Source organism: Petrotoga sp. 9PW.55.5.1 (assembly GCF_003265365.1).
Classification (GTDB): Bacteria; Thermotogota; Thermotogae; order Petrotogales; family Petrotogaceae; genus Petrotoga.
On record NZ_AUPM01000038.1, the window covers coordinates 75,178 to 101,895 of the forward strand.

A 26,718-nucleotide genomic window follows, 5' to 3' on the forward strand; every position below is an offset into this window, starting at 1 on the left:
ACCAACCCTTTTATATTTTTTTAAAAAATATAAAAGAACATAATTAAAATATATCCTATTATAGCACAAATTATAGGAATAATTATCTTTTTTATAACAGAGTAGATACTTACTTCGAAGTATTTAGTCGTTAGTAAAAGGCAAAGATGTACTGGTGACAGGAGAACTCCCAAAACCGAAAAAAAGTATGTTGTTATAGCCACTGGAACCAAAGGTATTATTCCTGCTTCAACAAAAGACAAAGCTATAGGCATAGTAACGGCAAAACCTGCTTGGGTTATTCCTGTTATTAAACCAATCACAATAGGGGATATCATTATTATCCACCAAGGACTTACTCCCCAAAGAGTTAAATTACCAACAAAATCATTTGATAAGTTTGAAACGGTTATAAAATTTTTATACCAAAAAACAAATAGTAACAACAAAATGGTTTCCCCTCTAATATTTAAAATATCTTTGTAATTTTTATTATAAATTGTATAAACTAAGGAAACAATTAATACTACTATCCATCCCGGAAGAGAAGATACAACACCAATAATTATGATAATAATTGGTAAAATAGATTTGAAAAGACTTATCCAATTATCTTTATCTTTTTTTACTTTTATTTTTCCATTTTTGAAATAGATCCATCCTCCCATTATAGCAAATAATCCTATTGGTAATTGAAGCAACAATAATCTAGTAAGATTTATTCCAGTCAAGGCACTTTCTAGTATAAGAGCAGGATATAAAATCCAAAAAAATTCCATGCTATGTCTAAACCAATAATTCATAGCCGTTGCTTCAACTCTATCAATTTTATTTTCATCTGATATGTCTTTAACCATCGGAGCTGTAAACATTGCCCCTCCTGGCATAGGAAGTAACCCAAGCAACATCGGCATTAAACCAATTGCTTGTCTTGAATTAAAAAGAGATTCTATATTTTTGGCAAATATTTGAGAACTACCGCTTCTTTTCATCGTATCTGATAACAGATAGATTCCATAAATAACAAGAATAACTTCGTAAAAATCTTTTTGTGTTAAAGTTTCTATCAAACCCCTGCCTATATAATTCAAATTCAAAGAAACTATTGCTGTTATAATAGTTGCAATGAAAATAGCCCAGTGAACTTTTTTGATTAATTTTATGGATATTACCATGAAACTATTGCTGTTATAATAGTTGCAATGAAAATAGCCCAGTGAACTTTTTTGATTAATTTTATGGATATTACCATGCTAACTAATCCAGATAATATGGACACTACGGCCAAATTATTCACCTCTATTGTAAGCAAGACTAACTATATTTTATTATACCATAAAAAAACGTGTCGCTTAAAGCGACACGTCATTTTTCTTTTATTATTTTTTTCTTAGTACATTTCTGGGGTTTGTGGCATTTCTGGGTGACTTTCTTCTTTTGGTTCTTCTGCTACCAAAACTTCTGTAGTTAAAAGCATGGAAGATATTGATGCCGCATTCTGTAGAGCACTTCTTGTAACTTTTGTTGGATCGATTATACCAGCTTCAAACATGTTTGTGTATTTCTCTTTTAAAACATCATAACCGTATGCTTCATCATTTTTTTCTAATATTCTTTCTATAATAATTGCTGGTTCTAATCCGGCATTTCTAAGAATTAGTTTTGTTGGGGCATCTAATGATTTTGCTACCAATTGAGCGCCTATTTTTTCATCACCAGATAGAGTGTTAGCAAACTCTTCTATATCTTTCTTTATTTTTAGTAACGTTACTCCACCACCAGCAACGATTCCTTCTTCTACTGCAGCTCTTGTTGCTGAAAGTGCATCTTCAATTCTATGTTTCTTTTCCTTTAATTCAGTTTCTGTAGCTGCACCAGCTTTGATAACAGCAACCCCACCAGAAAGTTTTGCTAATCTTTCTTGTAATGTTTCTTTTTCATAATCAGATGTAGTATTCTCAATTTGGGCTTTTATTTGAGCAATTCTTTCTTTAATAGCGTCTGTTTCGCCTTTTCCTCCAACAATAATAGTATCTTCTTTTCCAACTCTTACAACATCAGCCTGTCCAAGATCATTAATGGTTACATCTTCTAATGTTAATCCAACTTCTTCAGATATTACTGTTCCGCCTGTTAATATTGCGATATCTCTTAGCATTTCTTTTCTTCTATCACCAAAGCCAGGAGCTTTTACTGCAACGGATTCTAATGTTCCTCTTAATTTGTTTAGAACCAATGTAGAAAGAGCTTCTCCTTCAACATCTTCTGCAATAATTACTAATGGTTTACCTGATTGAGCAACTTTTTCTAAAATTGGAACTAAAGATTTAACTGCTGATATTTTCTTATCCGTGATTAAGATATAAGGTTCTTTCATCTCTGCTTCCATTTTTTCTGTATTTGTTACGAAGTAAGGCGAGATGTATCCTCTGTCGAATTGCATACCTTCTGTAAACTCAACATATGTTTCGAGTGTTTTAGAATCTTCAACTGTTATAACGCCATCTTCTCCAACCTTATCCATCGCTTCTGCTATAATATTACCTATTTCTTCATTGTTAGCAGAAATAGAAGCTACATGAGCTATATCTTCTTTGCTTGATAGTTTTCTACTTGAATTTCTAATTTTTTCTACAGCCTTGTCTGTAGCTTTTGCTATACCGTTTCTCATTAAAATTGGGTTTGCACCAGCAGCAACGTTTTTCAAACCTTCTTGAATCATTGCTTGAGCTAAGACTGTTGCTGTAGTTGTTCCATCGCCAGCAATATCGTTTGTTTTTGAAGCAACTTCTTTTACTAATTCAGCCCCTAAAGCTTCAAATTTATCTTTTAGTTCTATTTCTTTCGCTATTGAAACACCATCGTTTGTTATTGTAGGTGAACCCCAACTCTTTTCTAAAACCACGTTTCTTCCTTTAGGACCTAATGTAATCTTAACAGCATCTGCAACTACGTTAACTCCTCTTTCTAAAGCTCTTCGTGCATCTTCGTTAAATTTTAATATTTTTGCCATATTCTATACACCTCCTATTTTTTAGTCTTCTACCTTTGCTAATACGTCATCAATGTCTATTATGATGTAATCTTCATCATCTATCTTTATTTCAGTACCCGCATATTTAGAGAAGATAACCTTGTCTCCTACTTTGATATCGTAGTCTTCCTCTAACTTTCCAACTTCCTTTACTTCAGCTTTTTGCGGTTTTTCTTTTGCTGAATCGGGTAAAACTATACCTCCCTCGGTCTTCTTTTCTTCTACTATAGGCTTAATGAGTAGTCTATTTCCTAGTGGTTTTACTGTCATAAACTTATACCCCCTTTTTTATTTAATATTTTATTATTTTTAGCAATCAAATATTAAGAGTGCTAATCCTGTTATATGATACCACTTATGTGAAAAAGTATCAAGAGGTAAAAAAGGAGATTATAGAAGATTATAGGCAATTAGAAGTAATTATTGTTGATTAGAAGGCTAATCCTCCGTTTTTCTTTAATTTTCTCCAAAATGCTCTGTTTTCTTTGTTTTTTTACCTAATGGCAAATAATTTAATACCTTTTTTTAAAATTTTCGATAATTTTCTTAAAAATATCTAATACTTTTGGATCAAAATGTGTTGGAGATGTTCTTTCATCCCCCACAGTTATTATTTTCATGCTTTGCTCGTGAGTAAAACTTTTTTTGTACGGCCTTCTACTGCGGAGAGCATCATAAACATCTGCGATAGCAACAATTCTAGCTTCAATAGGAATATCTTCTCCTTTTAAACCAAATGGATACCCTGTTCCATCCCATCTTTCATGATGATAGAGAGCAATGTTTTTTGCGACCTTAAAAATTTCCGCATCTCCTATTATTTCTGCGCCATATTCTGTGTGTTTTTTAATTATTAAGAATTCCGTAGGAGTTAATTCCCTTGGTTTTTTTAGAATTTCTATAGGGATTAATATTTTACCAATATCATGATAATATGCATACCTTTTTATTTCTTGGCAAGTTTCCTCTTTAAGATCCAATTTTTTTGCTATTTCATAACTTATATCGCATATTCTTTCCATATGGATATTAGTTTCAGAATCAAAATTTTCAGCTACATTACTTAGTTTCTGTAGAGAATAATTATATGCATCTATTGCTTCTCTTTCTTTAAATTTCAAATCAATAAAAATCTCAATTAATCTTCCAAAAATTTCCATAATTTTTTTGGAACTTTCTGAAAAAGTCAATGCTTTTTTGGAATTAACTGAAATATTGCCTAAGAATAATTCTCCATTATATAAGTCTATAAATAAACTACTTTTTATTTGTGACGATTCTATTTTTGAAAAAATATTTTCAGTTTCTTTTGGAATATTTTGATTGTAATCATTTAGATTATTTATTTCTTTAACGTGTTTTCCTACTTTGATAACTTCTTCAATCGGTAAATATGCATTGTATATATCCTTAGGAAATCCATGTGCTGCATAGATTTTCCAGGTATGATCAGAAACAAGGCCTATACTTCCTGCTTCAGCTTCTGGTAATAAATTAATTAAACCTTCTAAAGAATTATTTAAAATACTTTTGGTATCGTTACTTTCAATGAAAGAATAAAAGATACTATGAATTTTTTCTAATTTCTCACTTAACTCTTTATTTTCATCACTTAAAATTGATATTTTTTCAAATGAGTTTTCTAGTTCTTTATTAGTTAATTTTATATTTTTTACCATCGTTCTACTTCTAATATTAAAAAAAATCAATGCAATAAAAAAACCTGAAAGAATAACTATAGAAAATATTAGAAGTCTATTCGCTTGTTTCTGACGTTCTAAAATATATGAAGTATCTATACCCATCCATAAATTTTGAATTAACTCAAAATCTGAGCTTTTTAAAACAGTTTTTAGTGTTCTGTCAAATTCTTTTAATGCCTCATTTTTACTATTAATTTTGGAAGCAAAAGTCAAAGGTTGTGGGTCAAAGATTTTCATATATTTTATATTTGGCTTTAGATCGTTCAAAATTAAGTATCTTTGAATGACTCTTTCATCTTCTATAGCAGCTGATTCAATCTTTTTATCTAATAAATCTTTTATGATTTCGTCAGTTGTAGAATATTCTATTATGTTGTTAAATCCTTCGTTTTCCAAGACTCCTTTTAAAAAGCTGTTTTTTAAAATCCCTATTTCATAATTTTTTAGTTCATTGTAAGTTTTATTATTATCGTATAAAGTCATTATGAATGGCGTAGAAGATATAACTGAATCAAAAAAATTGAAGATTTCTTTTCTTTCTTTGGTTGGAATAATTAGACCAATCAAGTCATAATCATCTGTATTTAAAAAAGTTTCATAGGCTTCATCCCAATTCATTATCGTTATATTAAATGTCAGATTAGAATTTTTTTCTACTTCTTTTAAAATATCTACAGCAAAACCGGATATTATTCCTTCATTATCAATGTAAATATCTGGGTAATAATCTCCAAAAATTACATTTAATATATTTGAGAACGCATTTAAAAACATAATTAACATAAGAGTAACCAAAATATATTTTTTAACCATGATATATACCCTCGCTAAATACAGTTTGTCTAATTTTACCATAAATCTTTAAATTAACAAAAAATTCAAATTAATCGATATGTTATAATAATTGTAAGCGTTATTATTTTAGAAATTAATAAAATTAAGGGAGTGATTGCGTGAGATTTAAAAAGTTTGGAAAAACAGATATGAATGTATCAGTTGTTGGTTATGGTGCATGGGAGTTAGGCGGTAACTGGGGCCCAATAGATAGAGAAAACGCTGTTAAGATATTAAATTTAGCTTATGAAAATGGAGTTAATTTTTTTGATACAGCTCCAGTTTATGGACTGGGTATGTCAGAAGAAAGTGTTGGGGAATTTTTAAAAGGCAAAAAAAGAGAGAGTTTATATATTGCAACAAAATGTGGTCTTGAGTGGGATCAAAAAGGAAGAATAAGAAACAATTTAAAAAAAGAAAGGGTTTTAAAAGAAATTGATGACTCTTTAAAAAGACTTAAAACAGATTATGTAGATCTTTATCAGATTCATTGGCCAGATCCAAATACCCCTTTACAAGAAACTGCAGAAGCATTACAAAAAATATTGGATAGTAAAAAAGCTAGGTATATAGGAGTTTCTAATCTTAGTTCTATGCAAATAGAAGAATTAGCCAAATATGTTGATATTGTCTCTACACAAAATTATTATAACTTATTGGTAAGAAATATTGAAAAAGAGTTATTTCCAGTAGTAAAGAAATATGATTTGGCTGTGATTCCTTATAGTCCATTAGCTAAAGGCCTATTGACAGGGAAAATTTCTAAAGATTTTGTGCCAGATAGAAGAGATCCAAGAGCAATGGATGAGATTTTTAAAAATCGTGATTTATTTGAGAAAAATGTCGAAAAAGTGGAAGAATTGAAAATTTTATCCAACAGGATAGGAAGACCTCTTTCTCAGTTGGCTATAAATTGGTTATTGCATCATGATGAAGTTCCAACGGTTATTGCTGGTACAAAAGATGAAATGCATCTTATGGAAAATATAGAAGCAGGAGATTGGGAATTGAGTGAAGATATTTATCTTAAGATAGAAAAGATAATAGAAGATTAGAAATTAATGGGAGGAAGCATATGTCAATTTTATGCAGTGGAGAGATTCTTTTTGATTTTATTTCTAAATCTTTGAATAAAGGTTTAGGCGAGAGTGAGTTGTTTGAAAAAAGGCCGGGTGGGTCTCCTTTTAATGTTGCAGTGGGACTGGCTAGGTTGGGAACGAATGTTTCTTTTTTGACTAAGATTGCTGAAGATCCGTTTGGTAAGTTTCTTTTATCTTATATAAAAGATTGTGGAATAAATACTGATTTTTTATTTACATTAAAAGATTTTAGAACTACACTAGCGTTTGCTGCGGTTGATTCAGAAGGTAAAGCTGAATACGAATTCTATAGGGATAATGCTGCAGATACACAACTTACTCTAAAGGATATTGAAAGACTTGATTTAGATAAAGTAAGTATTTATCATTTTGGATCTATTGCTCTATTGAATGAGCCAACTTCAGGTTCTTTGCTCAATTTGTTTGAAAAGTTTGTTTCAAAAAATGTGTTGACTTCTTTTGATCCCAACGTTCGAAAATCATTGATAAAAGATGAAAAAACATACAACAAATTAGTTAATAATATAGTTAGTAAAACTGATATTTTAAAAATGAGTGATGACGATCTTTTTTATTTAACAGGGGAGAAAAATGTTGAAAAAGGATTGAAAAAACTTGATATTAAAAAGGAAGCTTCTGTTTTTGTGACTTTAGGGAGTAATGGTTCTATGGTGTATAAGAATGGGGAATATAAAAAAGTACCTGGATATAAGGTAGAGGTTGTAGAAACGGTAGGATGTGGAGATTCTTTTATGGCAGGTGTTTTGTATAACTTTCAAAATATTGATAGGTATACTTTTAATAATTTGGGATTGAAGGATTTGGAAGAATTTGCTACTTTTGCTAATAAATGTGCCGCTATAGTAGCAACACGTCAGGGAGCAGCAAATGCTATGCCAACACTCTCGGAGGTTCTTAGTTTTTAAATTTGTTGGTTTTTTTGTTCTATATATAATTTAATAAGTGATAGTAGTGATAGTATCATGTTGATAGTTGAAAAGTTTCTTTTTTTCTTTTATTTATAATATTTTTATAATGTTGAAAAATCCAAAAAATGATCAACTTAGTTATGAACCTTAATGTTCAAAATATTTTTTTAAAAAACAAACGGTATTTTATGTTCAAATCTTTTTTTATGAACTTTCTTTTCAACTTATAAACTGATAAAAAAGTTTATAAAAAAGTTATGAACTAATTATGTTGATAATAATGTGGAAAATATTGTTGACAAAAAAATAATTAAGTAATAGAAGAGGGTAAAAACATATCTAAATACAGGCTTTTGAATTCAAAATAAATATGTTCAAAAGTTATCAACTATCAACATTTTCTAATTTTTTAACATTAAATGAGGGAGGGTAAAAAGTATGATTAAAGTAGGTCTTCTGGGGTTTGGAACTGTTGGTGGTGTGTGTTTATAACATTCTTACAGAGAAGAGAGATGAGATAAAAAGAAAGTTAGGAGAAGGTATAGAAATAAAAAAGATCTTAGTTAAAAGTAAGGATAAGGGAAGAAAGTATAAAGTTGATGACTCGTTGATAACTTTGAATTATGAAGATATAATAAATGATCCAGAAATTCAGATTATAGTAGAGTTGATAGGTGGCGAATATCCCGCTTTAAATTATATAAAAGAAGCAATTAACAATAAAAAAAACATTGTTACCGCCAACAAATTGGTAATAGCAAAATACGCTGAAGAAATTTTTAAACTGGCAAAAAAGAACAAAGTTAAAGTTTATTATGAGGGTAGTGTTGGAGCAGGTATACCAATAATTAAAACCTTAAAAGAATCAATGATAGCTAACAAAATTAAAAAGATCTACGGTATTTTGAATGGAACTACGAATTATATTCTGACAGAAATGATTGAAAAACATGTAACTTTTAAAGAAGCCTTAGAAGAAGCTCAAAAACTAGGTTATGCAGAAAGTAATCCATATTTTGATATAAGTGGTTGGGATGCAGCTTACAAAATTGGTATATTATCCTCTTTGGCTTACGAGACATTTATAGATGTTAATTCACTTCATGTTGAAGGAATTGAAAAGATAGAAAAAGAAGATATTGAAATATCTGAAGAATTAGGGTATTCTATTAAGTTACTTGCTATAGCTAAGAACATCAACGATAAAACTCTTGATATAAGAGTTCATCCTACTTTTGTTTCCCAAAAAAATCCTCTTTCTAAGATTAATGATGTATATAATGTAGTTCAAATACATGGAGATGCTGTGGGTGATATAATGATCTACGGTAAAGGGGCTGGGGAAATGCCTACAGCTAGTGCGGTTGTTGCAGATATTATGGAAGCATCTAAGAGTATTAAATATAAAATTGAAAATGAGCAAATTTCTAACGGAGTAAACGGACAAAAGTTGATAAGTATAGAAGATGTTGAAAATGCTTTTTATATAAGATTAAAAGTAAATGACAAACCGGGAGTTTTTGCAAAAATAGCAAAAGTTTTTGGAGATAATGAAGTTAGTATCGCTTCGGTAATACAAAAAAACCGATTGACTCCAGTAGTACCAATATTTTTGCTTACACACCCAATTAGAGAAAAAAACTTAAAAGATGCTATTAAATCTTTAGAAAAAATCGAAGATGTAATAGAAGTAAAAAACATAATAAGGGTGGAGGATTTTTAATGGATAGATTCAATTTTTGGCCAGGCATTATAGAAGCGTTTAGATCGTTCATGCCGGTGAATGAAAATACTAAAATAATAACCTTGCAAGAAGGAAATACCCCTCTAATATTTGCAGAGAAGATAAGTAACAAATTGGATATAGAATTATATTTAAAATATGATGGGGCTAATCCTACAGGATCTTTTAAAGACAGGGGAATGACTTTAGCTGTTACAAAAGCGGTAGAAAATGGGGATAAAGCCATAATATGTGCTTCTACTGGCAACACTTCAGCTTCTGCAGCAGCTTATGGGAGTAGAGCTGGTTTAAAAACCGCTGTGATTATTCCAGAAGGAAAGATTGCTTTAGGGAAATTATCTCAGGCATTGATGCATGGTGCTACCGTTATTCCTATAAAAGGTAATTTTGACGTTGCTTTAGAATTAACAAGAGAAATAGCAAATAACTATCCTATAACTCTTGTAAACTCTTTGAACCCTTTTAGATTAGAAGGACAAAAAAGTGCAGCCTTTGAAGTATGTGACCAGTTGGGAGGAAAAGCTCCTGATATACTTGCAATACCTGTTGGAAACGCAGGAAACATAACAGCTTATTGGAAAGGGTTTAAAGAATATCACCAAGCCGGTAAAATAAACAATTTACCAAAAATGATGGGTTTTGAGGCAGAGGGCTCAGCAGCTATTGTAAGAAATTTGGTTATAAAAAATCCAGAAACTGTAGCTACAGCAATACGAATAGGTAATCCAGTCAATTGGGGAAAGGCAGTAAAAGCTGCAGAAGAATCAAACGGTTTTATTAATTTTGTTACAGATCAAGAAATTTTAGAAACGTACCAAGAACTCTCATCCCTCGAAGGAGTTTTTGCAGAACCTGCATCAGCTGCATCTGTTGCAGGAGTTAAAAAAATGATCAAATTAAATAAAATAGAAAAAGGAAGCAAAATAGTGGCTGTATTAACAGGACATGGTTTAAAAGATCCTGATACAGCTATAAAAACGATAAAAAATCCACAAGCTATAGAACCAAAGTTAGAAACTATTTTAAAAATAATCGGTTTATAAAAATAAAAAAATTTAAAGGAGCTGCTTTATTTTGAAAAAACAAATTTTTTTATTAAGTTTTTTGTTTTTTTCTTTATTAATTTTCTCAGTTACACTAACCAATCCTTTAGGGCCAACGGTTGTTCCTGTTACGGGACTTATGGAGAATACGATAGATGAAGAGGTTGAGATAGATGTAAGCTTTTGGAAGGATGCTAACGAAGCAGTAGCCTTACTGGTATCAAATCAATCTGATTTTGCTGTTCTTCCTGTAACAGTCGGTGCAAACTTATATGCACAAGGATTAGATTTAATATTGTTAGGTGTTCATGAATGGGAAGCCTTTTATTTGGTGGGTAGCGGTAATGAAAGCTTTAACAACATAGAAAGTTTAAAAGGAAAAGAAGTTTATTCTCCTCATGGAAGAGGGCAAACCGTCGATGTTTTATTGAGATATCTTCTAGTAGTAAACGGATTGGATCCTGATAAGGATGTAAAATTCAGTTACTTACCTCCTCAGGAAATTGTTTCACTGTTTAAAGCAGGAAAAGTAACTTTTGCAGCATTACCTGAACCGTTTGCAACCTTGGCAATAACAGGAACGGATGGGGAAATACTTTTAGATTTTCAAAAAGAATGGAATGAAATCTCAGGATCTAAATATGGACTTCCTATAGCTGGTTTGTTCGTTAAAAAAGAAATTTTGGAAAAGGATCCAATACTCGTTTCAAAAGTTGAAAAATCTTTTTCTGAGAGTGTAATTTGGGCTAATGACAATTTAGATGAGGCTTTAAGAATAACTAACCAATATTTAACCATCCCAATACCTGTTCTAAAACAGGCTATGAATAGACTAAAATTTGAATACATCCCAATTTCTGATTGTAAAGAGGAAGTACAAAACTTTTTAATTACCATGCATGAGTTTTATCCTGAAGGTTTGCCAAAACTACCCTCAGAAGGATTTTATTATAAATGAAAACTTTTTATGGAATCCTGTTAGTAATTTTAATATGGTATGTATTATCTTTTATTATTGGATCTTCTTTTATCTTACCACCACCACATGAGGTTATAATAAATCTTCTACAACAACTAAAAACACAGAGGTTTTACCTATCTTTATGGAATACTGTCTGGAAAACATTGGTAGTTCTTTTTATAACCTCATTTATCGGTATTTTAATAGGGTTTCTTATGGGAACAAACGATACCATCTATGATATATTCAGACCGATCATAATGGTAATTCAAGCCATCCCTGTAGTTTCATGGCTCGCTTTTGTTGTTTTTTTATGGGGAATAGGATGGAAAGGTCCCATCTTAATTAGCACGATGTCCATTTTGCCTAACACTGTTTTTACAACGGCATCTGGGATAAAAAATATTGATAGAAAATTACTTGAAATGGTTCATTTATACAAAGTACCGAGATCTAAAATATTCAGAAATGTATACTTAGCTTCAATAGTTCCATTTGTAATTGCTGCAATAGAAGTTTCTATTGGAAATGTTTGGAAAGTTGTTTTAGTTACAGAGTTTCTTGTTGGAGGTAGTGGTTTAGGTGTAGAGTTGGCTTGGGCAAGACAGTATGTGGATGTACCTAGAATCTATGCAATTACTATTGTAGCTGTTGTACTTGGGATAGCTACTGAACGAGTATTTAAAGCTATTTCAAAAAAGGTGTTAAAAAAATGGGAAATGTACTAAAAGTTGAAAGATTAACCAAAAGATTTGGAGATCTTTTAGTTTTAGATAACTGGAATATAAAGTTAGAAAAAGGAGAAAGAGTTGTTTTATTAGGTCCTTCAGGGTGTGGGAAAACGACTTTTTTTAGAATTGTTGCAGAGTTAGATAAACATTATGATGGAAATGTAGAGATCTTTGTTGATAAGATAGGTTATGTTTTTCAGGAACCGAGATTGTTGCCATGGAGAAATATTAACAATAACCTAAAAATAATCAGAGATAATGAAACAAAAATTAAAGAAATAATTAGTATGATGGGTTTGGAAGGTTTTGAAAGCCTTTTACCATCAAGATTAAGTGGTGGTATGAAGCAAAGGGTAAATATAGCAAGAGCTTTGTTGGTAGAACCGGATATTTTGATTATGGATGAACCATTCACTTCTTTGGATTTGAATATAAAGCTATCGATAATTGAAGATATAAATAAATTATGGGAAAGAAACAGATATTCTTTGTTAATGGTTACACATGATATAAAAGAAGCATTACTATTGGCTGATAGGATTTTGATAGCCTCACAAAGGCCTTCACATATTTTAAATGAATTTCTAATAGATCTCCCAAAAGAAAACAGGAATTTAATAGATTCTAATTTTCTATCTCTAGAAGCGAAAATTATGAGTTTTATTATAGATCAAAATTAATTAAAAATGGAGAAAATTGGAGGTGTGATTATACAGATACATAAACACTCTATACTGGAAAAGCTGGAGTGTAAAAGAGGCTTATATGCTGCAAAAACATTGTGGAAAACTTATGCAAAAGTTTGAATATGGACAGGAAAATGAATGGATTGAAAAACTCAGAACTAATTACAAGGCAGGGATTGCTTAAAAATTTTTGTTTAAGTACTATACTTTGAAATGACATCTATATATTTTCTATCTTTTAAGGCTTTTTTAGCTAGTTTATCGGCCATCTCATTGTATTTATCGCCTGAGTGGCCTCTTATCCAATTAAATTTTATAATTAAGAAGTTGCGCATATAATCACAGCAATTTTTGTAAGCTTTTGTGATGATCTTGTTGGTTTTCCATGAACCTGTGCACCATTTTTCTAATCCGATATAATCATGATTTATTATTATCTTTTCATATTTGTTTTCTCTGGCATATTCCATTGCATATATACAAGCGCTAATTTCCCCGGCAACGTTTCTGCTTTTTGCGTACTCTTTGTTGTTTCCAGCAAAACTAAATGTCTTTTCTTCTGGATCTTCTAAAAACACGATTCCGCTTCCATAGATTTTTTTTAACTTATCGTAACTGCCATCTACATAAGAAATTAGAGACTTGATCTCAAAATTCTTGTTATCGTCATTTAAAAACTCTTGAGCCATTTCAAGTGTTGTGAAACTTTTGAATTCGGCGTTAGAAAAATTGTCTACTTGTTTTCTACATTCTTCCCAGGTATAGAAAATCCCTTTTTTTCTACCGTTTTTTACTGCATAGATTTTTTTCTTCATTGATTATCTTCTTTCTTAGGTTTATCGTAAAAGCCTTCTTTTAGATTTTTAGTAACCATTTTCATTTCTATATCCTCTTGCTTTAATTCTTTTATCAATTCTTCAACAGTCCATTGAGAACTTATGGGAGTTACTGAAGCAAAGATTATATTATTAGGAAGTTCTTCTATATTTTTTATCGTTTTCATTATTTTGAGTATCTGTTTTTTATCCATTCCATTGATGATTATTGTTGGAATATCTTTTATTTCATCGTACACAATCGCACCTCCATATTTTTTAAAATGAATATATCAATCTGATATTTTCCAGTTTTAGAAAAGATTTTAGGATTTCTTCATCTATCTTTTTACTTTCGGTATAAGTGTTTTTTGTATTGCCGAAACTTTCTATAATCTCAGAAATTCTTTTTTTGTAAGATTTTAATGAGAATTCTTCAGTGTTTATTCCTTGATCTATATGATTACTTGTAGTTAATAGATCTATTTTATCAAATATTCCTTTATTTATTTCTTTTAAATAGTTAATTTCCGTTATATCCTTCAAACAAAATTCCTTTTGCATTTGAACGGGAAGATAAGAAAAATCAACTGATTCGTTTTCAAATTTTGAATTTAAATCTTGAAGAAGGATATCTTTGTAATTATTAGAAATAGGGATGCCATCTATATGTTTTTGGTATTCTTTTTTTATCTTTTCTTTTTCTATTCCTGATAAATTGACATACAAGCCATCGTAGTAGCTTATATCTTTTATATTTTTAAAGTCTTCAATTATATCTAATTTTCTGGTTAAAAAGTTTTTGTTGTTGAACTTAGATTCTAGATAAATCATTCCAAAACCTTCAAGAACAGAAGAAGAAAAGAACAGATCTGAAAACTTAACAATATATGGAAAAAGAGACGGATCTTTGGCTGAAATTGCCCATGCCCCGTTAACCTTTTCAGATTCAAAGGTTTCTTTTACAACTTTTTCATAAGGACGCTCTTTATCAGAGTTAGCAGGTAAAGTAATTAAAAGATTACTTTTTCCATGTAATCTATTTATCAAAACAGCTTCTAAAATATTTTTTCTTCTAATGGTTCTTGTTGGATACAAAATATTCTTATTGTTTTCTTTTATATTGAATCCAAGCTCTTTTAGTTTTGTAATTATTTGGCTTTTGCTGAATTTTTCAATTTCTTCGTTATGTTCTTTCTTCAATTCAACAGCATTTGGGAGATAAAATAAATTTTCTTCAGGTATACCTGATTTTATCAGCCTATTGTAATCTGATAGATTGATAGTTGCATAAATTATATTACTTTTTATTGGATACAAAGAGGATTTAATAAATTTTCTAACAAAAAAATAATTTTCCCATCTTGCACACTCTGGGAAATCATGAATTTGTATTATAGTCGGAACGTTTTTATTAACCACAAAATCTTTAAACACTTGAGTAAAAGCGGGGTTCTTTCCTAAATGATAGTTGTGAACCCAGTATATAGCATCTTCATCCAAAAAGTCATTCAGTTTTTTTGATATACTTTCTTTTAAACATTCAAAATCTTTTTGATCTGTGCTATCGGGATAAATGTATCCAAGTTCTTCAAAATTAACAAAATCAACATTTTCAAAAGATAGAATATCCTCTATTCCTTCTATACCCATTTTTTTTGAACCAAATATTGTGAAATTATAATCATCTCTCAAAGTTTTTACTATATTTTTGACAACGGTAGTTACACCGCCTTTTAAATAATGATAGTGGAAGACGAAAATCTTTCTCATACTTTTTCACCTTTTGAAAATTTTTGTTGGTATTCAGGAATAGTTATAATAGGTGGTCTTTCTATACTTAAAATTTCTACAGGATTAGGAATCCTTTCGTTTTCTTTTTTTTGAATCATAATATGTTCGTTGTTGAGATCTGTCTTTAAAGCTATCTTACCGTATTTTTCTAATCTTTTTAAAACTACTTTGGTAAGTTCAAAAGCCATCTTGCTCAAAGATTGTAAGGGTTGATTCTCATGAACTCTTAACTCAAGATCCACTTGAGCTATGATTTGACTTCCATATTTTTCTGCTATATCGATGAGATGGGCAATTTCGACCCCGTATCCAACAAAAAAAGGCAAATTTTCTAAAACTTCTCTTCTTCCAGCGTATTCCCCACTAAGAGGTTGTATAATAGTTGCTAATTCGGGATAGAAAAGAGAAAATAAAGGGCGAGCAACTAATTCTGTTACCCTTCCACCTCCTGATGGCTGGACACCGCCTTTTCCAACAATGGGTCTTTCATAAAAAGCTTTTACATACGATACATCCGGATTTTTTAATAAGGTACCAACTAATCCGTACACGAACTTAGGATGAATATTCTCAATATCGGAATCTACCCAAACGATTATATCTCCATTCAATGCGTAAAGGCTCTTCCAAAGGTTTTCTCCTTTTCCCCTATAAAATCCATATTCTGGTAAAATATCTCCCGAGAAGAACACTTTTGCTCCATACTCTTTTGCTATAGAAACTGTTTCATCTTCAGATCCAGAATCTATAACAGCTATTTCATCTAACAAAGGATACCTTTCCATTAACTCTGTTTTCATTATTAATATTTCTTTGCCTATAGTTTTTTCTTCATTCAACGCTGGAAAGGCGAGGGAAATCTTTAAGTTTTGTTCTTCTTTTAGTTTAACAAGTTCTTTCAAATTTGAAAAATTAGAATGATGAAAGGCTCTTTTTAAAACACTATCACTCATTTTTGATCTCCCCCTTATGTTTAATCTGTTTCCTCATCAATTATATCTTCAATTGACTCTTCAAGAATATTTTCAGCTACAACATTATCTAAAATCATTAATATTTGCGTTAAACCTTTTGTTATTTCATCTCTTTCAAAGAACTCATTTTCTTCCGTAACCTCACCTTTAGCTATGCCTAAAGATATAGCGGGGATACCAGATTTTATTATCAATGCCTCATCCCTTCCTAAAGGACAAAAGTTTGTTTTAAGACCTAGGTTTTTTTGAATCTCTGAAATTTGTTCTATAAAAGGATGATCTTTTGGTATTAGACTGCTAGGAATATAAGACAGTAAATTTAATTTGATTCTTGATTTGTATCTATTGGCTAATTCTCCAACAGTTGATCTTAAATTCTCGCTGATCGTTTCTAGATCTTGATCTCCCTCACTTTTTATTTCAAGAATTACTTCGGTGTTGTCTTTGAATTTGTCTAATTTTTGGATACTTATGGATGTGCCTTCCATATCGCTATTATCTTTTAAATCTGATGTAATCTTATACAAAATTTCTAAAGTCGAGGGGGATTTGAACTTCTTATGCATTAAATCAGGAGAATAGAACCTAAGCTTATAAACATACTTACCTAACGATCTATGCCCTAAATCTCCCAAATTTATACTGTTAATTTTTATTGCGTAATCTAACTTGTTTATATTATTTTGCAAAAACTGACCTAAACTCAAAAATTTATTTTTCCTTGCTTGGTTTAAAAAAAGAAATATAACGTTGTTGTTTAGAGTAATGTTTTCATTATGGAGGAAGTTTATTAGTGTTATAAGGGCAGCTATCTTTAAAGAGGAAGTAACTGCTCCTGTTCCAGATATCTTTCCTTTTTGTACTCTTACAAACCTTTCAACAAGTGGTTCCGTCACCTCATCGACCGTGGTAAAAACAAGAGAAGTTTGAGCATTCTCATTGTTTATAAAAGGAACATAAACATTTCCTTCTGCATCTTCTTGGATATTTGGTATATTAGAGTTTTCAAGTCTTTTTAAAATATAGTTCTTTTGATCATTAGGAAATTTTAGCGGTAACTGGTTGTATAAAATGGTATTGGTAAGCAATTCGTCTTCGTACTTTTCTATCTTCCACAAAGAGTCTTCTAATCTATACATTTCAATTCCTCCTTTCTTTTTGTATATTTGTATATATTTATTAATTATCAATTTCATGAAATAGTGCAAAAAAACAACCTTTTAGAAAAGGCCTATCAATCATTTATTTTAGGATTTGCGTGATAATAAAATTGCTAAATAAATTAAAGAAAATGTCAAGAGGAAAGCATTTATTATCTAGAAGAAGGCTGTGTATACTGCCTTTCAATTAGATTATAACACATATGACTAAATTTGTCAAAATTACCCGTTAGATCATATTAAATGTCCGTAAAAACAATTGGTTTTGAAAGTAAAATTCCCACTTCACAGAAAGGGAATTTTTAGTATTAGTATATTGTGGACGTTAAAAAAAAGTAATTAAAAAGTTTATCAATACCACAATTATAAGTGAAGGAAGGAAATTTCCAACTTTTATATCTTTTATTTCTAATAGTCTGATTCCTATGGCAATTATCATAGCCCCACCCACGGCAGTAAAATCATTTAAATAATAAGGATCAGATAAAAAAGATAACATTGTTGCTAAACTGACAATAGATCCTTGTATTAAAAAGACACTCACAGCAGAGAATACAACCCCAAGCCCGTATGCTGAAGCTAAAACCATAGAAGATATTCCATCTAGAACAGATTTTAGAAATATTATTGAGTTATCTCCTGATATGCCAGCATTCAAACACCCTATAATTGTCATAGGTCCTATTACAAATAAAACAGTAGCTGTAATAAAACCCTTTACAAAGGGAGTTTCTCCTTCAGATCTTTCTACAATATTGGCAAGTTTCCCAAGTCCATTTTCTATTTTTAAGAGTTCTCCTATCACTCCGCCTAGAGCTAGTGAAACAAGAACAACTATGAGGTTGTTGGCATCTAATCCCATACCTAATCCAATCAAAAAGGTTGTTAATCCTACACTTTGAAATAGAATTATTCTAAGATTATTTGGTAATTTGTTTCCTATAATTGTACCCAAGCTAGCTCCAACTAAAACAGTTAAAGTATTTACAATGACGGCAATATTAAACATGGAGATTCTGTCCCCTCTATATTTTTAATTTTCGATATAATATAGTTCAAAATTCATAGAACTGAACTCTCTAAAGTTATTAGAATCAATAAGATCTTTCAAGGTTGAAACATATAACTCTCTTTGCTGAGAGTAATACAATAAACCATCTTCATAACTTTTATTTTTTATGATTCCTGCTCTAATTAATCTAAAGTCTTCATAATAGTTTAAAGAATTAAGTTTTAATGCGTAACTTCTCATAGAGTCAGTTAAAGATTCAAATTTTTTAACCTCATAAATTTCACCTTCGGCTCTTTCAGCAGGAACTATACCTGTTCCAGATTCCCAAGTCCATTCGCCAAAGATATTATTTCCTTCTATGGCAAATCTAGAGCTCCCCCAACCCGATTCTTTAGCTGATTGTCCTAAAGCAATTTCTATAGGAATTGGTTTTATTCTTATTTTTAATTCTTCGATGTTTGTTGCATTATATTTTGCTTTTAAGTTTTCTATGGTTTCAAGATCATTTTCTATTAATGCTTTATCTAACTTTATCTGTTCATTTTCTATTTCGGCGTTAATAGCAAGTATAATAGGGAGCATTATTTTCGTAAATAATTCTTTTTTCTTTTCAACTGGATAAACATCAGGAAAATCTTTTGGAAAACTTTTTATCAAAACATTTGGAATTTCAGGGTTATCTAAATTGTAATTTATGGATTCAAAATAAGCGTCTAAATCTTTCCAACTTTCAAATTCTAAGGTTACCCAATTGATATCTTCTGGTTTACTTTCTATTTTTCGATTATTGTATGATATGAATATGGTTAGAGCTGTGAAAATTATTATTGCAAAGATAGTTAAAGATATTAGTATTTTCTTCTTTCCCATTTTCTACCTCCAATGTTTTATGGAATTAATCGCAAAAGCCAATATTTTACATATTCAATATTATTTTCGTCTCTGGCAAAAATAGCGATTCTATTAACAGTCTTAGTGTTGGGTAATATCTTTTTTTCTGAATATATAATGTTTTCATCTAGAGATGTTGGCAAAACACCTTCTTGAGTTATATATACCGTTGGTCTTTTGGGATTGATATTTTTTGTAACGGCTTTTATTTGAATTTCTGTATTTACTTTTACTTCTTGAGGTTCATAATTGCCCAGTATTAAAGCTCTTCTGTTTAATACATAGTTTAAATGCTCTAACTCTGCCCAATCTTGAAGTAAAGCTTCTCTTGGAATAAAATAATTTCCATATTCTTTAACATAAGGACCCGAATCCTGAGCAAAAGCCGCTTTTATTCCATGTTTCTCGAGTACTTCCTCAACACCGTTAAAGTAATAACCATATGGATAAGCATACAAATCAGGTCTGAAATTTAATTCTTTTTCAAATTTATCAAACATCTTTTTTAAATCTTCTTCAAAAATTTCAATCGTTTTTTCTTTACCGTTTATCCTTAGGGTTTCTAAGAAATTACCGTGAGAATGGGAATGACCTCCAATTGTAACTAAAGAGTTTTCATTTAAAGATCTTAAATCGTCCCAACTTAGATAGTCTGGATATCCAATAAACTCTGTTGGAACGAATAATAGAAAGGGTATTTCATATTCTTCAAATATTTTTAATCCTTCTAAAGTAGATTTATAACCATCATCAACTGTAAAAAGTACGCCTTTGTCAATGTTTATTTCTCCTTGAATATATAACAAAAATTCTTCAGGGGATATTATTCTATACCCATTTTCTAAAATATATCTTATATGTGTAGTCAAATCCTGTGTTGTAGTATTGGTTGTAGGATACCTTTCATCATTAAATCTATGATATAACAAAACATATACCTCACTCATACTTAAAAGGGGTATAATTAATAATACAATGAAAATTATTGTCTTTTTCAACTATTTTGTCCTCCTAGTTTTATAAAATTTGTCTAATAAAAATTTATAATAATCTATTTAAAAGAAATTTAATAAATTATACCAAAATTTTTTCTGAAATATAAATTGACTATATTTAGAAAAAATCATTTAAAAAAATCGGTCTTAAAACTGTTTCTTAACATAACCCTAATTTCATCTAATAATAAATTAAATAAAGAGTGATATAATAAAAAATAAGATAAATTGGATTTTTTAGGAGTGAAATTTGTAAAATGAACGATGCAAATGTAGATTATGAGTGTTTGGTTTGTTTACTTAACCATTCTAATGAATTAATGAACCAGGTTAAAAACAAATCAAAAGATGCTCCAAAAGAACTTTTTGATGGTTATAAGAACATGATTTTACAAACTTTTGAGAAAATAGATTTCTCTCAAACTCATTATGAGTTAAAAAAGACTTTTTATGATGTTTTCTTTGAAATTTTTGGTGAGGAAGATTATTTTAATAACCATAAAACCGATCTAAATCAAAGGTTTTTAGAAATATACGAAGATTTGTTGGATTTTTGTTTTTCTTACCAAGATCCTTTGTATGCGGCTAATAAGTTATCTATAATGGGGGAGCTTTTATGTCAAAATTCCAACAATTTTTTTGGAGAGCTTGAAATACAAATAAAAAGTTTCTTTAACAGTAAAAAAATAATCTTAGATGATATTGAAGAACTCAAAAAAGAATTGGGAAAATCGAGATTTTTGTTATTTATTCATAATTATGCTGGAGAAATTGTTTTTGATAAAGTTTTTATAAGGGTTATAAAAGAGTTCTACCCTGATATAATTATACATTCCGCTCTGAAATCTAAACCCATATATATATCTGCTACTAAAAAAGACGCAGAAGAAATATTTTTGAAAGAAGTATCTCTACCTTTTGAAAGTGGCTCAAAATATCTTGGAACCTCTTTAAACGATACTTTTCTTTCTTTTCAAAATATTTATAATGAGGCAGATTTAGTTATTGCCAAAGGCCAGAGTAACTTTCAAAGCTTAATGAATGAAAATGGGAAAAAACCTGTTTATTTTTCTTTTGTTACCAAATGTCAAAAAGTGTCGAGTTTTTTAAACGTAAATAGAGGAGATTTGGTTTTTAAAAAGTTTTAATGAAGGTTCCAAAACCATTTTAGAAGGAGGAGATTAAAGTGAAGAAAGTGTTGAGTTTGTTAGTTCTTATGTTATTAGTTTTATCGGTATTAGCAGAACCTACCCATCTCGTAATTTTTCATCTCAACGATACCCATGGTCATGTTTGGGGAGATGATAATGGGGGAGGCTTTGCAAGAATAGCAACTTTGATCAACCAAACTAGGGAAGAAGTTGAAAAAGAAGGCGGACATGTGCTCTTTTTACATGCTGGCGATGTCAACACGGGTATCCCAGAGTCTGATCAATTAGATGCTGTTCCAGATTTTCTTGTTCTTAATTATATGGGATTGGATGCAATGGTCTTAGGAAATCATGAGTTTGACAAACCGTTTGAAGTTCTTGAAATGCAAAAGAAAGTACTTCAAGCTCCTTTTGTTGCCGCCAATTTTGTTAATGATAAACGTGGTGGGCCTGTTTTTGAACCTTATATAATAAAAGATTTTGGTGATCTAAAAGTTGGGATTATTGGTCTTGCTACTGAACAAACTAACGTTTTGGAACCGATATATTTAGGTGAAAATACTATTGTTAACGCTGAAAAGACTTTGAAAAAATATTTGCCGATAGTTGATTGGAAGTCAGATGTTGTTATTGTTCTTTCACATTTAGGATACTACGAGGAGGGTAAAGCCCCTAACTTGCCAGTTGAATATACTACTGCTAATGATTTAGCTCAAAACGTAAAAGGCATAGATATAATAATAGACGGACATTCTCATTCAATTTTAGGACCAGAGTTAATTAATGATGTTATTGTAGCTCAAGCAGGAGAACATGGCAAATATCTTGGAAGAATAGATTTATGGGTAGACAGTGGAAGAATTGTTGATTGGAGAGGAGAAGTAATTCCTATAACCCCTGATATTCCTGAAGATCCTTTTATAAAGATGTTTGCTGATTACTTTTATCAATTGGGGTCAGAGGCTTTAAATGAAGTGGTTGGTGTGACAAATGTTTATTTAGATGGAGAACGTGCAAATGTTAGAAGTGATGAAACCAATTTAAGTAACTTAATCACAGATGCAATGCTTTGGAAAACCGGTGCAGATATTGCACTACAAAATGGTGGGGGTATAAGAGCTTCTATAGAAGCTGGTGAAATAACCTACAGAGATGTTTTGACTGTTCTGCCATTTGGAAACACTGTATATCTTTTAGAGTTAACTGGAAAGGATATCATGGATGTTTTAAACTACGCTGCAAATATTCCTGATGGACAAGGTGCTAAATTACATGTAGCCGGGCTTACTGCAGATATAAAAGATGGTAAGGCAATGAACGTTAAAGTAAATGGGGAACCTCTGGATTTGAACAAAACTTATAAGGTAGTAACTAATAATTATGTAGCTTCTGGTGGTGACGGATACACAATGCTTAAAGGGAAACCTGGCTATGACACTTATTTTAGAGACGCCGATGTTTTGAAAGAATATATCGCTCATTTAGGTACAATAGAATATTATTCATCGGAAGAAAGGTTAGTAGAATTAGATTAAATAATTTTAGAGAAAAAAGGTGCACTTTTTGTGCACCTTTTTTTAAAATCTCTCAAAATATTTATCTAATGATTTAAAACTTATTTGAAACATTATAGGCCTACCATGAGGGCAGGTAAGTAATTTGTTTTCTAGTATGTTTTTTAGAAGGGTTTCCATTCCTGTTGGATTATCTCCTGTTTTAACGGCGGATCGGCAAGCTATAGTTGCTAAATTTTTGTCAAAAATGTTTATATCGTTGTCTAAATTCGAAAGTCTTAAATTATCCGCAACTTCTAAGATCATTTTTTCAACATCATTGATCTTGAGAAGATTAGGTAATCCTTTTACAATGATTTCTTCTTTGTTTTCTTCTATAATAATTCCTATCTTCTCTAAATGTTCTTTATTTTCTAGAATTATTTCTTTTCTAATATTGTCTAATTTTATTTTAACTGGAGATAATAATATATTATAACTAAGATTGTCTTTTTCATCTAACTGTTTTTTTAGATTTTCGTATATATATCTTTCGTGTGCCGCATGAAAATCTACAAAAAGCATTTTGTCTTCGCTTTCTACGATTAAATACCTTCCAGCAACCATACCTACGATTCTTAAATTAGCTAACGAATCGGCTTTTGTAATAGGTTTAAGTTCTTTGTAATTACTGAAATCGAAATTATTCATATTTTTTACTGTTTTATGATATGTAAAATCGTTATTTGATATTATTTTATTGTTTTTTTGATAATTTTGTTCTTTATCTATTATGGGTTCTTGATCATCTCTATAGTACTCAACGTTTGTGTCTTCTTTGAAGTAACTTTCCGATTCTTTATCGTAAAGATCTTGGAAGGAAAAATCAGAACTTTTGTTTTCAGAAAAATGAGGTTCTTCTTTTTTTTCAACAAGTTCAAGAGTGAAAGATGTCTTCTCATTTAAAGTTTCTCTAACAGTGCTTTTTAGTAAAGAAGCAACTTTACGTTCATCAGAAAACTTTACTTCTAATTTTTGAGGATGAACATTAACATCGACCATATCAGAAGATATATCAATAAAAACAACTGCATATGGATGAACAGCTTTTTCAAGCATCGTTCCGTATCCTTTTTCTAAAACAGAAAATAAAGAGGCTGCTTTTACGTATCGTTTATTAACAAAAAAGGTTTGAGCGGTTCTGTTACTTCTTCCAATTTTTGGATGAGAAATAACTCCATAGATTTTAAAGGAAGGGTCTTCGTAATCAACTTGTATTATATCTTCCATTTTAAGTTCGGGATAAATTCTTAAGCATTTTGTAGCTAAGTCCATGTCCTTAGAAAATCTATATATTTCTTTGTTATCTCTCGTATATGTTAAATCTATACTATTTGAAAGAGCGAACTTTTCTACAATATCTGTAACATATCTCCCCTCTGCAGAATTACTTTTAAGAAACTTTCTTCTAGCAGGTATGTTAAAAAAAAGATCCATAATTTCGATTTTAGTACCTGTTGAGGTATTTACCTTTTTTTCATCCAATATTTTCCCTCCGAATATTTCCAGAGACGTTCCTAATTCTTCCTCTGAAACTTTTGAGGTGATTTTCATCCTTGATACTTTGGAAATTGAGGCTAATGCCTCCCCTCTAAAACCAAATGTTTGAAGTCTATATATATCATCTATAGAGGATATTTTGCTTGTGGTGTGAGGCAATATTGCTAATTTTATTTCTTCAGCGGTCATACCTATTCCGTTATCTTCAACTTTTATTAAAGATTTTCCTCCGTCAACAATTTCTACTTTGATATTATCTGCATTTGCATCTATAGAATTTTCTATTAATTCTTTGATAACCGAATTTGGTCCAGACACAACTTCTCCCGCAGCTATTTTCATAATAACTTCTGGTGAAAGAGTTTTTATTTTCATGCACACACCTCTTGGTTTACTTTTCTTTTGTTACTACTTTTTATTATAACATCTTAAATTATAAAACACTATAAAATTCTACTTTTTTTGTTATAATAATTAAGTACTTATAAAATCATTGAAATAAGTTTCGAGGAGGAAAAACATGAATATAGGAATGTTTTCTGATACATATATACCGCAAAAAAATGGGGTAGCAACAGCTTTAAAGTTATATAAAGAAGAGATGGAAAAAAGAGGCCACAATGTCTATTTATTTGTTCCTAAATATGAATTTGATTATAAAAGAAACGAAGAAAACGTTTTTGAATTTCCAGCGGTGAAATTTTTTTTTGAAAAAGATCAGAGAATTGCTTTGCCTTTTTCTTCAGAGGTATTTAAAATAAAAGATCTTAATTTAGATATAATACACTCTCACGATCCTTTTTCTATGGGAATATTAGCCAGAATGATTTCACATATGTTAAAAGTCAAGCATATTGGAACGCATCATACTATGTATGAATATTATACTCATTACTTGCCAGCAATAATGAGACCCCGTCCAGAATTTGTTCAAAAAATTATAAGAAATTGGTGTTTAAAAACAGATAAAGTAATAGCTCCAACCGAAAATATAAAAAGTACATTGGTTGAATATGGTGTGCCTACTGATCATATAGTAACTATACCTACTGGAATAGATTTGGATTCTTTTGACAAACCTGTGGAATGGAATTTGAGAAGAGAATATTCTCAAATAAAAGAGGAAGATAGGATTCTTCTATTTGTAGGAAGATTGGGGAAAGAAAAAAATATTGATTTTCTTTTGCAAGTCTTTGCAAATGTTCTTTCACAAGAAAAGAAAGTAAAATTTGTTATAGTTGGTGGAGGGCCTGAAAGGGAAAATTTAGAAAAATCATGTGATGAATTAAAGATTAGGGATCATGTAATTTTTACTGGAGGATTGTCTAGAGAGAAAGTTTTAGATATATACAAGCAATCAGATTTATTTATTTTTGCATCTTACACAGAAACCCAAGGACTAGTTATTTTAGAAGCTATGGCAGCTGGAACACCTGTAGTTGCATTGGGTAAAGCGGGAGTTTATGATATACTTTCAAAAGAAGGATCAGGTGGCATCATGATTAAAGATCTTGATCGAAACGATTTTGCAAATGAAATAATAAAATTATTAAGAAACACTAATCAGTATGAAGAATTAAAACAAAAATCTAAAAAATTCGTTCGAGAAAACTTTTCCATAGAAAACTGTGTTGAAAGAATCTTAGATTTATATCAAAAGCTAATTGGTAAAAAGTCAAGTGGTAAAAAGGAAAAAGATTGTTAAAAACAGACAAATTAAACAATGCCCATACTTTCAAAAGACAATAAAATAGGCATAAAAAGGGAAAAAACAATTGAGTTGTATTCAATCAATTCATTAATTCACATAGATTCGATTTTTGGCCAGCAATCCAAAAATCAGACGAACTAACTTACGAGTTGTAAACACGAGTGCTCTTTTATGAGGATAGTTGGCTGGTTCTTTAAACTTTTTCCAATAGTACTCTTTGTACTCGGGGATATATCTAATAACGCTATTAGCAGCTTCGAACAAATAATATCTAAGATAGCAGTTACCTGTTTTAGTTAATCTAGTAATCTTGGAAGTATAATTTCCAGATTGGTTTTGTCTCCAAGTCAAACCAGCGAACTTAGCCAAAGAATTGTTGGAATCGAAAAAAGTAACAGAACCTATCTCAGCTATAATG

The 26,718-nt window shown here is 30.4% G+C and carries 24 protein-coding genes; 10 read left to right on the forward strand and 14 right to left on the reverse strand.

Annotated features, from left to right (window positions below):
* Positions 1-20: 20 nt before the first annotated feature.
* From PW5551_RS05975 to PW5551_RS05990, 4 genes are all read right to left on the reverse strand, one after another.
* Positions 21-1,154: a DUF401 family protein gene (locus PW5551_RS05975; protein WP_113074886.1), complete on the reverse strand. Its 1,134-nt coding sequence runs from the start codon at positions 1,152-1,154 to the stop codon at positions 21-23.
* A gap of 215 nt (positions 1,155-1,369) precedes the next feature.
* A complete protein-coding gene (groL, locus tag PW5551_RS05980; protein ID WP_113074887.1) occupies positions 1,370-2,992 on the reverse strand; it encodes a chaperonin GroEL in 1,623 nt (540 codons plus the stop codon).
* A gap of 21 nt (positions 2,993-3,013) precedes the next feature.
* On the reverse strand, positions 3,014-3,283 hold the full coding sequence (gene groES, locus PW5551_RS05985) for a co-chaperone GroES (RefSeq protein ID WP_113074888.1): 270 nt from the start codon (positions 3,281-3,283) through the stop codon (positions 3,014-3,016).
* Positions 3,284-3,525: 242 nt separating this feature from the next.
* Positions 3,526-5,529 (reverse strand): HD domain-containing phosphohydrolase, encoded by a 2,004-nt coding sequence (locus PW5551_RS05990; RefSeq protein ID WP_158526153.1) that lies wholly within the window; start codon positions 5,527-5,529, stop codon positions 3,526-3,528.
* Positions 5,530-5,669: 140 nt separating this feature from the next.
* On the opposite strand from PW5551_RS05990, the gene PW5551_RS05995 reads away from it, so the two are divergent.
* From PW5551_RS05995 to PW5551_RS06025, 7 genes are all read left to right on the forward strand, one after another.
* Positions 5,670-6,605 (forward strand): aldo/keto reductase, encoded by a 936-nt coding sequence (locus tag PW5551_RS05995; protein WP_113074890.1) that lies wholly within the window; start codon positions 5,670-5,672, stop codon positions 6,603-6,605.
* Positions 6,606-6,625: 20 nt separating this feature from the next.
* Positions 6,626-7,576, forward strand: a complete 951-nt coding sequence (locus tag PW5551_RS06000) for a carbohydrate kinase (RefSeq protein ID WP_113074891.1) — start codon at positions 6,626-6,628, stop codon at positions 7,574-7,576.
* A gap of 466 nt (positions 7,577-8,042) precedes the next feature.
* Positions 8,043-9,302 (forward strand): homoserine dehydrogenase, encoded by a 1,260-nt coding sequence (locus PW5551_RS06005; RefSeq protein WP_233488451.1) that lies wholly within the window; start codon positions 8,043-8,045, stop codon positions 9,300-9,302.
* On the forward strand, positions 9,302-10,366 hold the full coding sequence (gene thrC, locus PW5551_RS06010) for a threonine synthase (RefSeq protein WP_113074892.1): 1,065 nt from the start codon (positions 9,302-9,304) through the stop codon (positions 10,364-10,366). The genes PW5551_RS06005 and thrC overlap by 1 nt, the downstream gene beginning before the upstream one ends.
* A 31-nt stretch (positions 10,367-10,397) precedes the next feature.
* Positions 10,398-11,324 carry an ABC transporter substrate-binding protein gene (locus PW5551_RS06015; protein ID WP_113074893.1) on the forward strand — a complete coding sequence of 309 codons (927 nt, stop codon included), beginning with the start codon at positions 10,398-10,400 and terminating at the stop codon, positions 11,322-11,324.
* On the forward strand, positions 11,321-12,055 hold the full coding sequence (locus tag PW5551_RS06020; RefSeq protein WP_113074894.1) for an ABC transporter permease: 735 nt from the start codon (positions 11,321-11,323) through the stop codon (positions 12,053-12,055). Before PW5551_RS06015 ends, PW5551_RS06020 begins: the two co-directional genes overlap by 4 nt.
* The gene (locus tag PW5551_RS06025) at positions 12,040-12,738 is read left to right on the forward strand and encodes an ABC transporter ATP-binding protein (protein ID WP_113074895.1); all 699 of its coding nucleotides are present in this window, start codon (positions 12,040-12,042) and stop codon (positions 12,736-12,738) included. Before PW5551_RS06020 ends, PW5551_RS06025 begins: the two co-directional genes overlap by 16 nt.
* Positions 12,739-12,938: 200 nt before the next feature.
* Here the strand turns inward: PW5551_RS06025 and PW5551_RS06030 are convergent, their stop codons facing one another.
* The 8 genes from PW5551_RS06030 to PW5551_RS06065 form a co-directional block, all read right to left on the reverse strand.
* Positions 12,939-13,559 carry a viroplasmin family protein gene (locus tag PW5551_RS06030; RefSeq protein WP_113074896.1) on the reverse strand — a complete coding sequence of 207 codons (621 nt, stop codon included), beginning with the start codon at positions 13,557-13,559 and terminating at the stop codon, positions 12,939-12,941.
* Entirely contained in the window at positions 13,556-13,819 is a 264-nt protein-coding gene (locus PW5551_RS06035) for a DUF3783 domain-containing protein (protein WP_113074897.1), read from the reverse strand. The genes PW5551_RS06030 and PW5551_RS06035 overlap by 4 nt, the downstream gene beginning before the upstream one ends.
* 19 nt (positions 13,820-13,838) lie before the next feature.
* Positions 13,839-15,332: a hypothetical protein gene (locus tag PW5551_RS06040; RefSeq protein ID WP_113074898.1), complete on the reverse strand. Its 1,494-nt coding sequence runs from the start codon at positions 15,330-15,332 to the stop codon at positions 13,839-13,841.
* A complete protein-coding gene (locus PW5551_RS06045; protein WP_113074899.1) occupies positions 15,329-16,306 on the reverse strand; it encodes a glucosyl-3-phosphoglycerate synthase in 978 nt (325 codons plus the stop codon). The genes PW5551_RS06040 and PW5551_RS06045 overlap by 4 nt, the downstream gene beginning before the upstream one ends.
* A 20-nt stretch (positions 16,307-16,326) precedes the next feature.
* Positions 16,327-17,466 carry a hypothetical protein gene (locus tag PW5551_RS06050; protein WP_113074900.1) on the reverse strand — a complete coding sequence of 380 codons (1,140 nt, stop codon included), beginning with the start codon at positions 17,464-17,466 and terminating at the stop codon, positions 16,327-16,329.
* A 346-nt stretch (positions 17,467-17,812) separates the two neighbouring features.
* Positions 17,813-18,496, reverse strand: coding sequence for a DUF554 domain-containing protein (locus PW5551_RS06055; protein WP_113074901.1), 684 nt, complete (start codon positions 18,494-18,496; stop codon positions 17,813-17,815).
* 24 nt (positions 18,497-18,520) lie between these two features.
* Positions 18,521-19,369, reverse strand: coding sequence for a glucosaminidase domain-containing protein (locus tag PW5551_RS06060; protein WP_113074902.1), 849 nt, complete (start codon positions 19,367-19,369; stop codon positions 18,521-18,523).
* Positions 19,370-19,386: 17 nt separating this feature from the next.
* Positions 19,387-20,388 (reverse strand): polysaccharide deacetylase family protein, encoded by a 1,002-nt coding sequence (locus PW5551_RS06065; RefSeq protein WP_113074903.1) that lies wholly within the window; start codon positions 20,386-20,388, stop codon positions 19,387-19,389.
* A gap of 254 nt (positions 20,389-20,642) precedes the next feature.
* On the opposite strand from PW5551_RS06065, the gene PW5551_RS06070 reads away from it, so the two are divergent.
* Positions 20,643-21,533, forward strand: a complete 891-nt coding sequence (locus tag PW5551_RS06070; RefSeq protein ID WP_113074904.1) for a DUF89 domain-containing protein — start codon at positions 20,643-20,645, stop codon at positions 21,531-21,533.
* A gap of 68 nt (positions 21,534-21,601) precedes the next feature.
* Positions 21,602-23,071, forward strand: coding sequence for a 5'-nucleotidase C-terminal domain-containing protein (locus PW5551_RS06075; RefSeq protein ID WP_370445921.1), 1,470 nt, complete (start codon positions 21,602-21,604; stop codon positions 23,069-23,071).
* A 42-nt stretch (positions 23,072-23,113) separates the two neighbouring features.
* Here the strand turns inward: PW5551_RS06075 and mutL are convergent, their stop codons facing one another.
* Positions 23,114-24,964, reverse strand: coding sequence for a DNA mismatch repair endonuclease MutL (gene mutL, locus PW5551_RS06080; RefSeq protein WP_113074906.1), 1,851 nt, complete (start codon positions 24,962-24,964; stop codon positions 23,114-23,116).
* 145 nt (positions 24,965-25,109) lie between these two features.
* Here mutL and PW5551_RS06085 point away from each other — a divergent pair, with 145 nt between their 5' ends.
* A complete protein-coding gene (locus PW5551_RS06085) occupies positions 25,110-26,294 on the forward strand; it encodes a glycosyltransferase family 4 protein (protein WP_113074907.1) in 1,185 nt (394 codons plus the stop codon).
* 93 nt (positions 26,295-26,387) lie between these two features.
* Here PW5551_RS06085 and PW5551_RS06090 read toward each other — a convergent pair.
* Positions 26,388-26,718: transposase (locus PW5551_RS06090; RefSeq protein WP_146738333.1), on the reverse strand; the 331-nt coding region annotated here is incomplete at its 5' end.

Bases quoted from the DNA above. Each gene is read 5' to 3' on its own strand.
- PW5551_RS05975 (WP_113074886.1), bottom strand. From the start codon at position 1,154: ATGGTAATATCCATAAAATTAATCAAAAAAGTTCACTGGGCTATTTTC.
- groL (WP_113074887.1), bottom strand. From the start codon at position 2,992: ATGGCAAAAATATTAAAATTTAACGAAGATGCACGAAGAGCTTTAGAA.
- groES (WP_113074888.1), bottom strand. From the start codon at position 3,283: ATGACAGTAAAACCACTAGGAAATAGACTACTCATTAAGCCTATAGTA.
- PW5551_RS05990 (WP_158526153.1), bottom strand. From the start codon at position 5,529: ATGGTTAAAAAATATATTTTGGTTACTCTTATGTTAATTATGTTTTTA.
- PW5551_RS06000 (WP_113074891.1), top strand. From the start codon at position 6,626: ATGTCAATTTTATGCAGTGGAGAGATTCTTTTTGATTTTATTTCTAAA.
- thrC (WP_113074892.1), top strand. From the start codon at position 9,302: ATGGATAGATTCAATTTTTGGCCAGGCATTATAGAAGCGTTTAGATCG.
- PW5551_RS06020 (WP_113074894.1), top strand. From the start codon at position 11,321: ATGAAAACTTTTTATGGAATCCTGTTAGTAATTTTAATATGGTATGTA.
- PW5551_RS06025 (WP_113074895.1), top strand. From the start codon at position 12,040: ATGGGAAATGTACTAAAAGTTGAAAGATTAACCAAAAGATTTGGAGAT.
- PW5551_RS06030 (WP_113074896.1), bottom strand. From the start codon at position 13,559: ATGAAGAAAAAAATCTATGCAGTAAAAAACGGTAGAAAAAAAGGGATT.
- PW5551_RS06040 (WP_113074898.1), bottom strand. From the start codon at position 15,332: ATGAGAAAGATTTTCGTCTTCCACTATCATTATTTAAAAGGCGGTGTA.
- PW5551_RS06045 (WP_113074899.1), bottom strand. From the start codon at position 16,306: ATGAGTGATAGTGTTTTAAAAAGAGCCTTTCATCATTCTAATTTTTCA.
- PW5551_RS06050 (WP_113074900.1), bottom strand. From the start codon at position 17,466: ATGTATAGATTAGAAGACTCTTTGTGGAAGATAGAAAAGTACGAAGAC.
- PW5551_RS06055 (WP_113074901.1), bottom strand. From the start codon at position 18,496: ATGTTTAATATTGCCGTCATTGTAAATACTTTAACTGTTTTAGTTGGA.
- PW5551_RS06060 (WP_113074902.1), bottom strand. From the start codon at position 19,369: ATGGGAAAGAAGAAAATACTAATATCTTTAACTATCTTTGCAATAATA.
- PW5551_RS06070 (WP_113074904.1), top strand. From the start codon at position 20,643: ATGAACGATGCAAATGTAGATTATGAGTGTTTGGTTTGTTTACTTAAC.
- PW5551_RS06075 (WP_370445921.1), top strand. From the start codon at position 21,602: ATGTTATTAGTTTTATCGGTATTAGCAGAACCTACCCATCTCGTAATT.
- mutL (WP_113074906.1), bottom strand. From the start codon at position 24,964: ATGAAAATAAAAACTCTTTCACCAGAAGTTATTATGAAAATAGCTGCG.
- PW5551_RS06085 (WP_113074907.1), top strand. From the start codon at position 25,110: ATGAATATAGGAATGTTTTCTGATACATATATACCGCAAAAAAATGGG.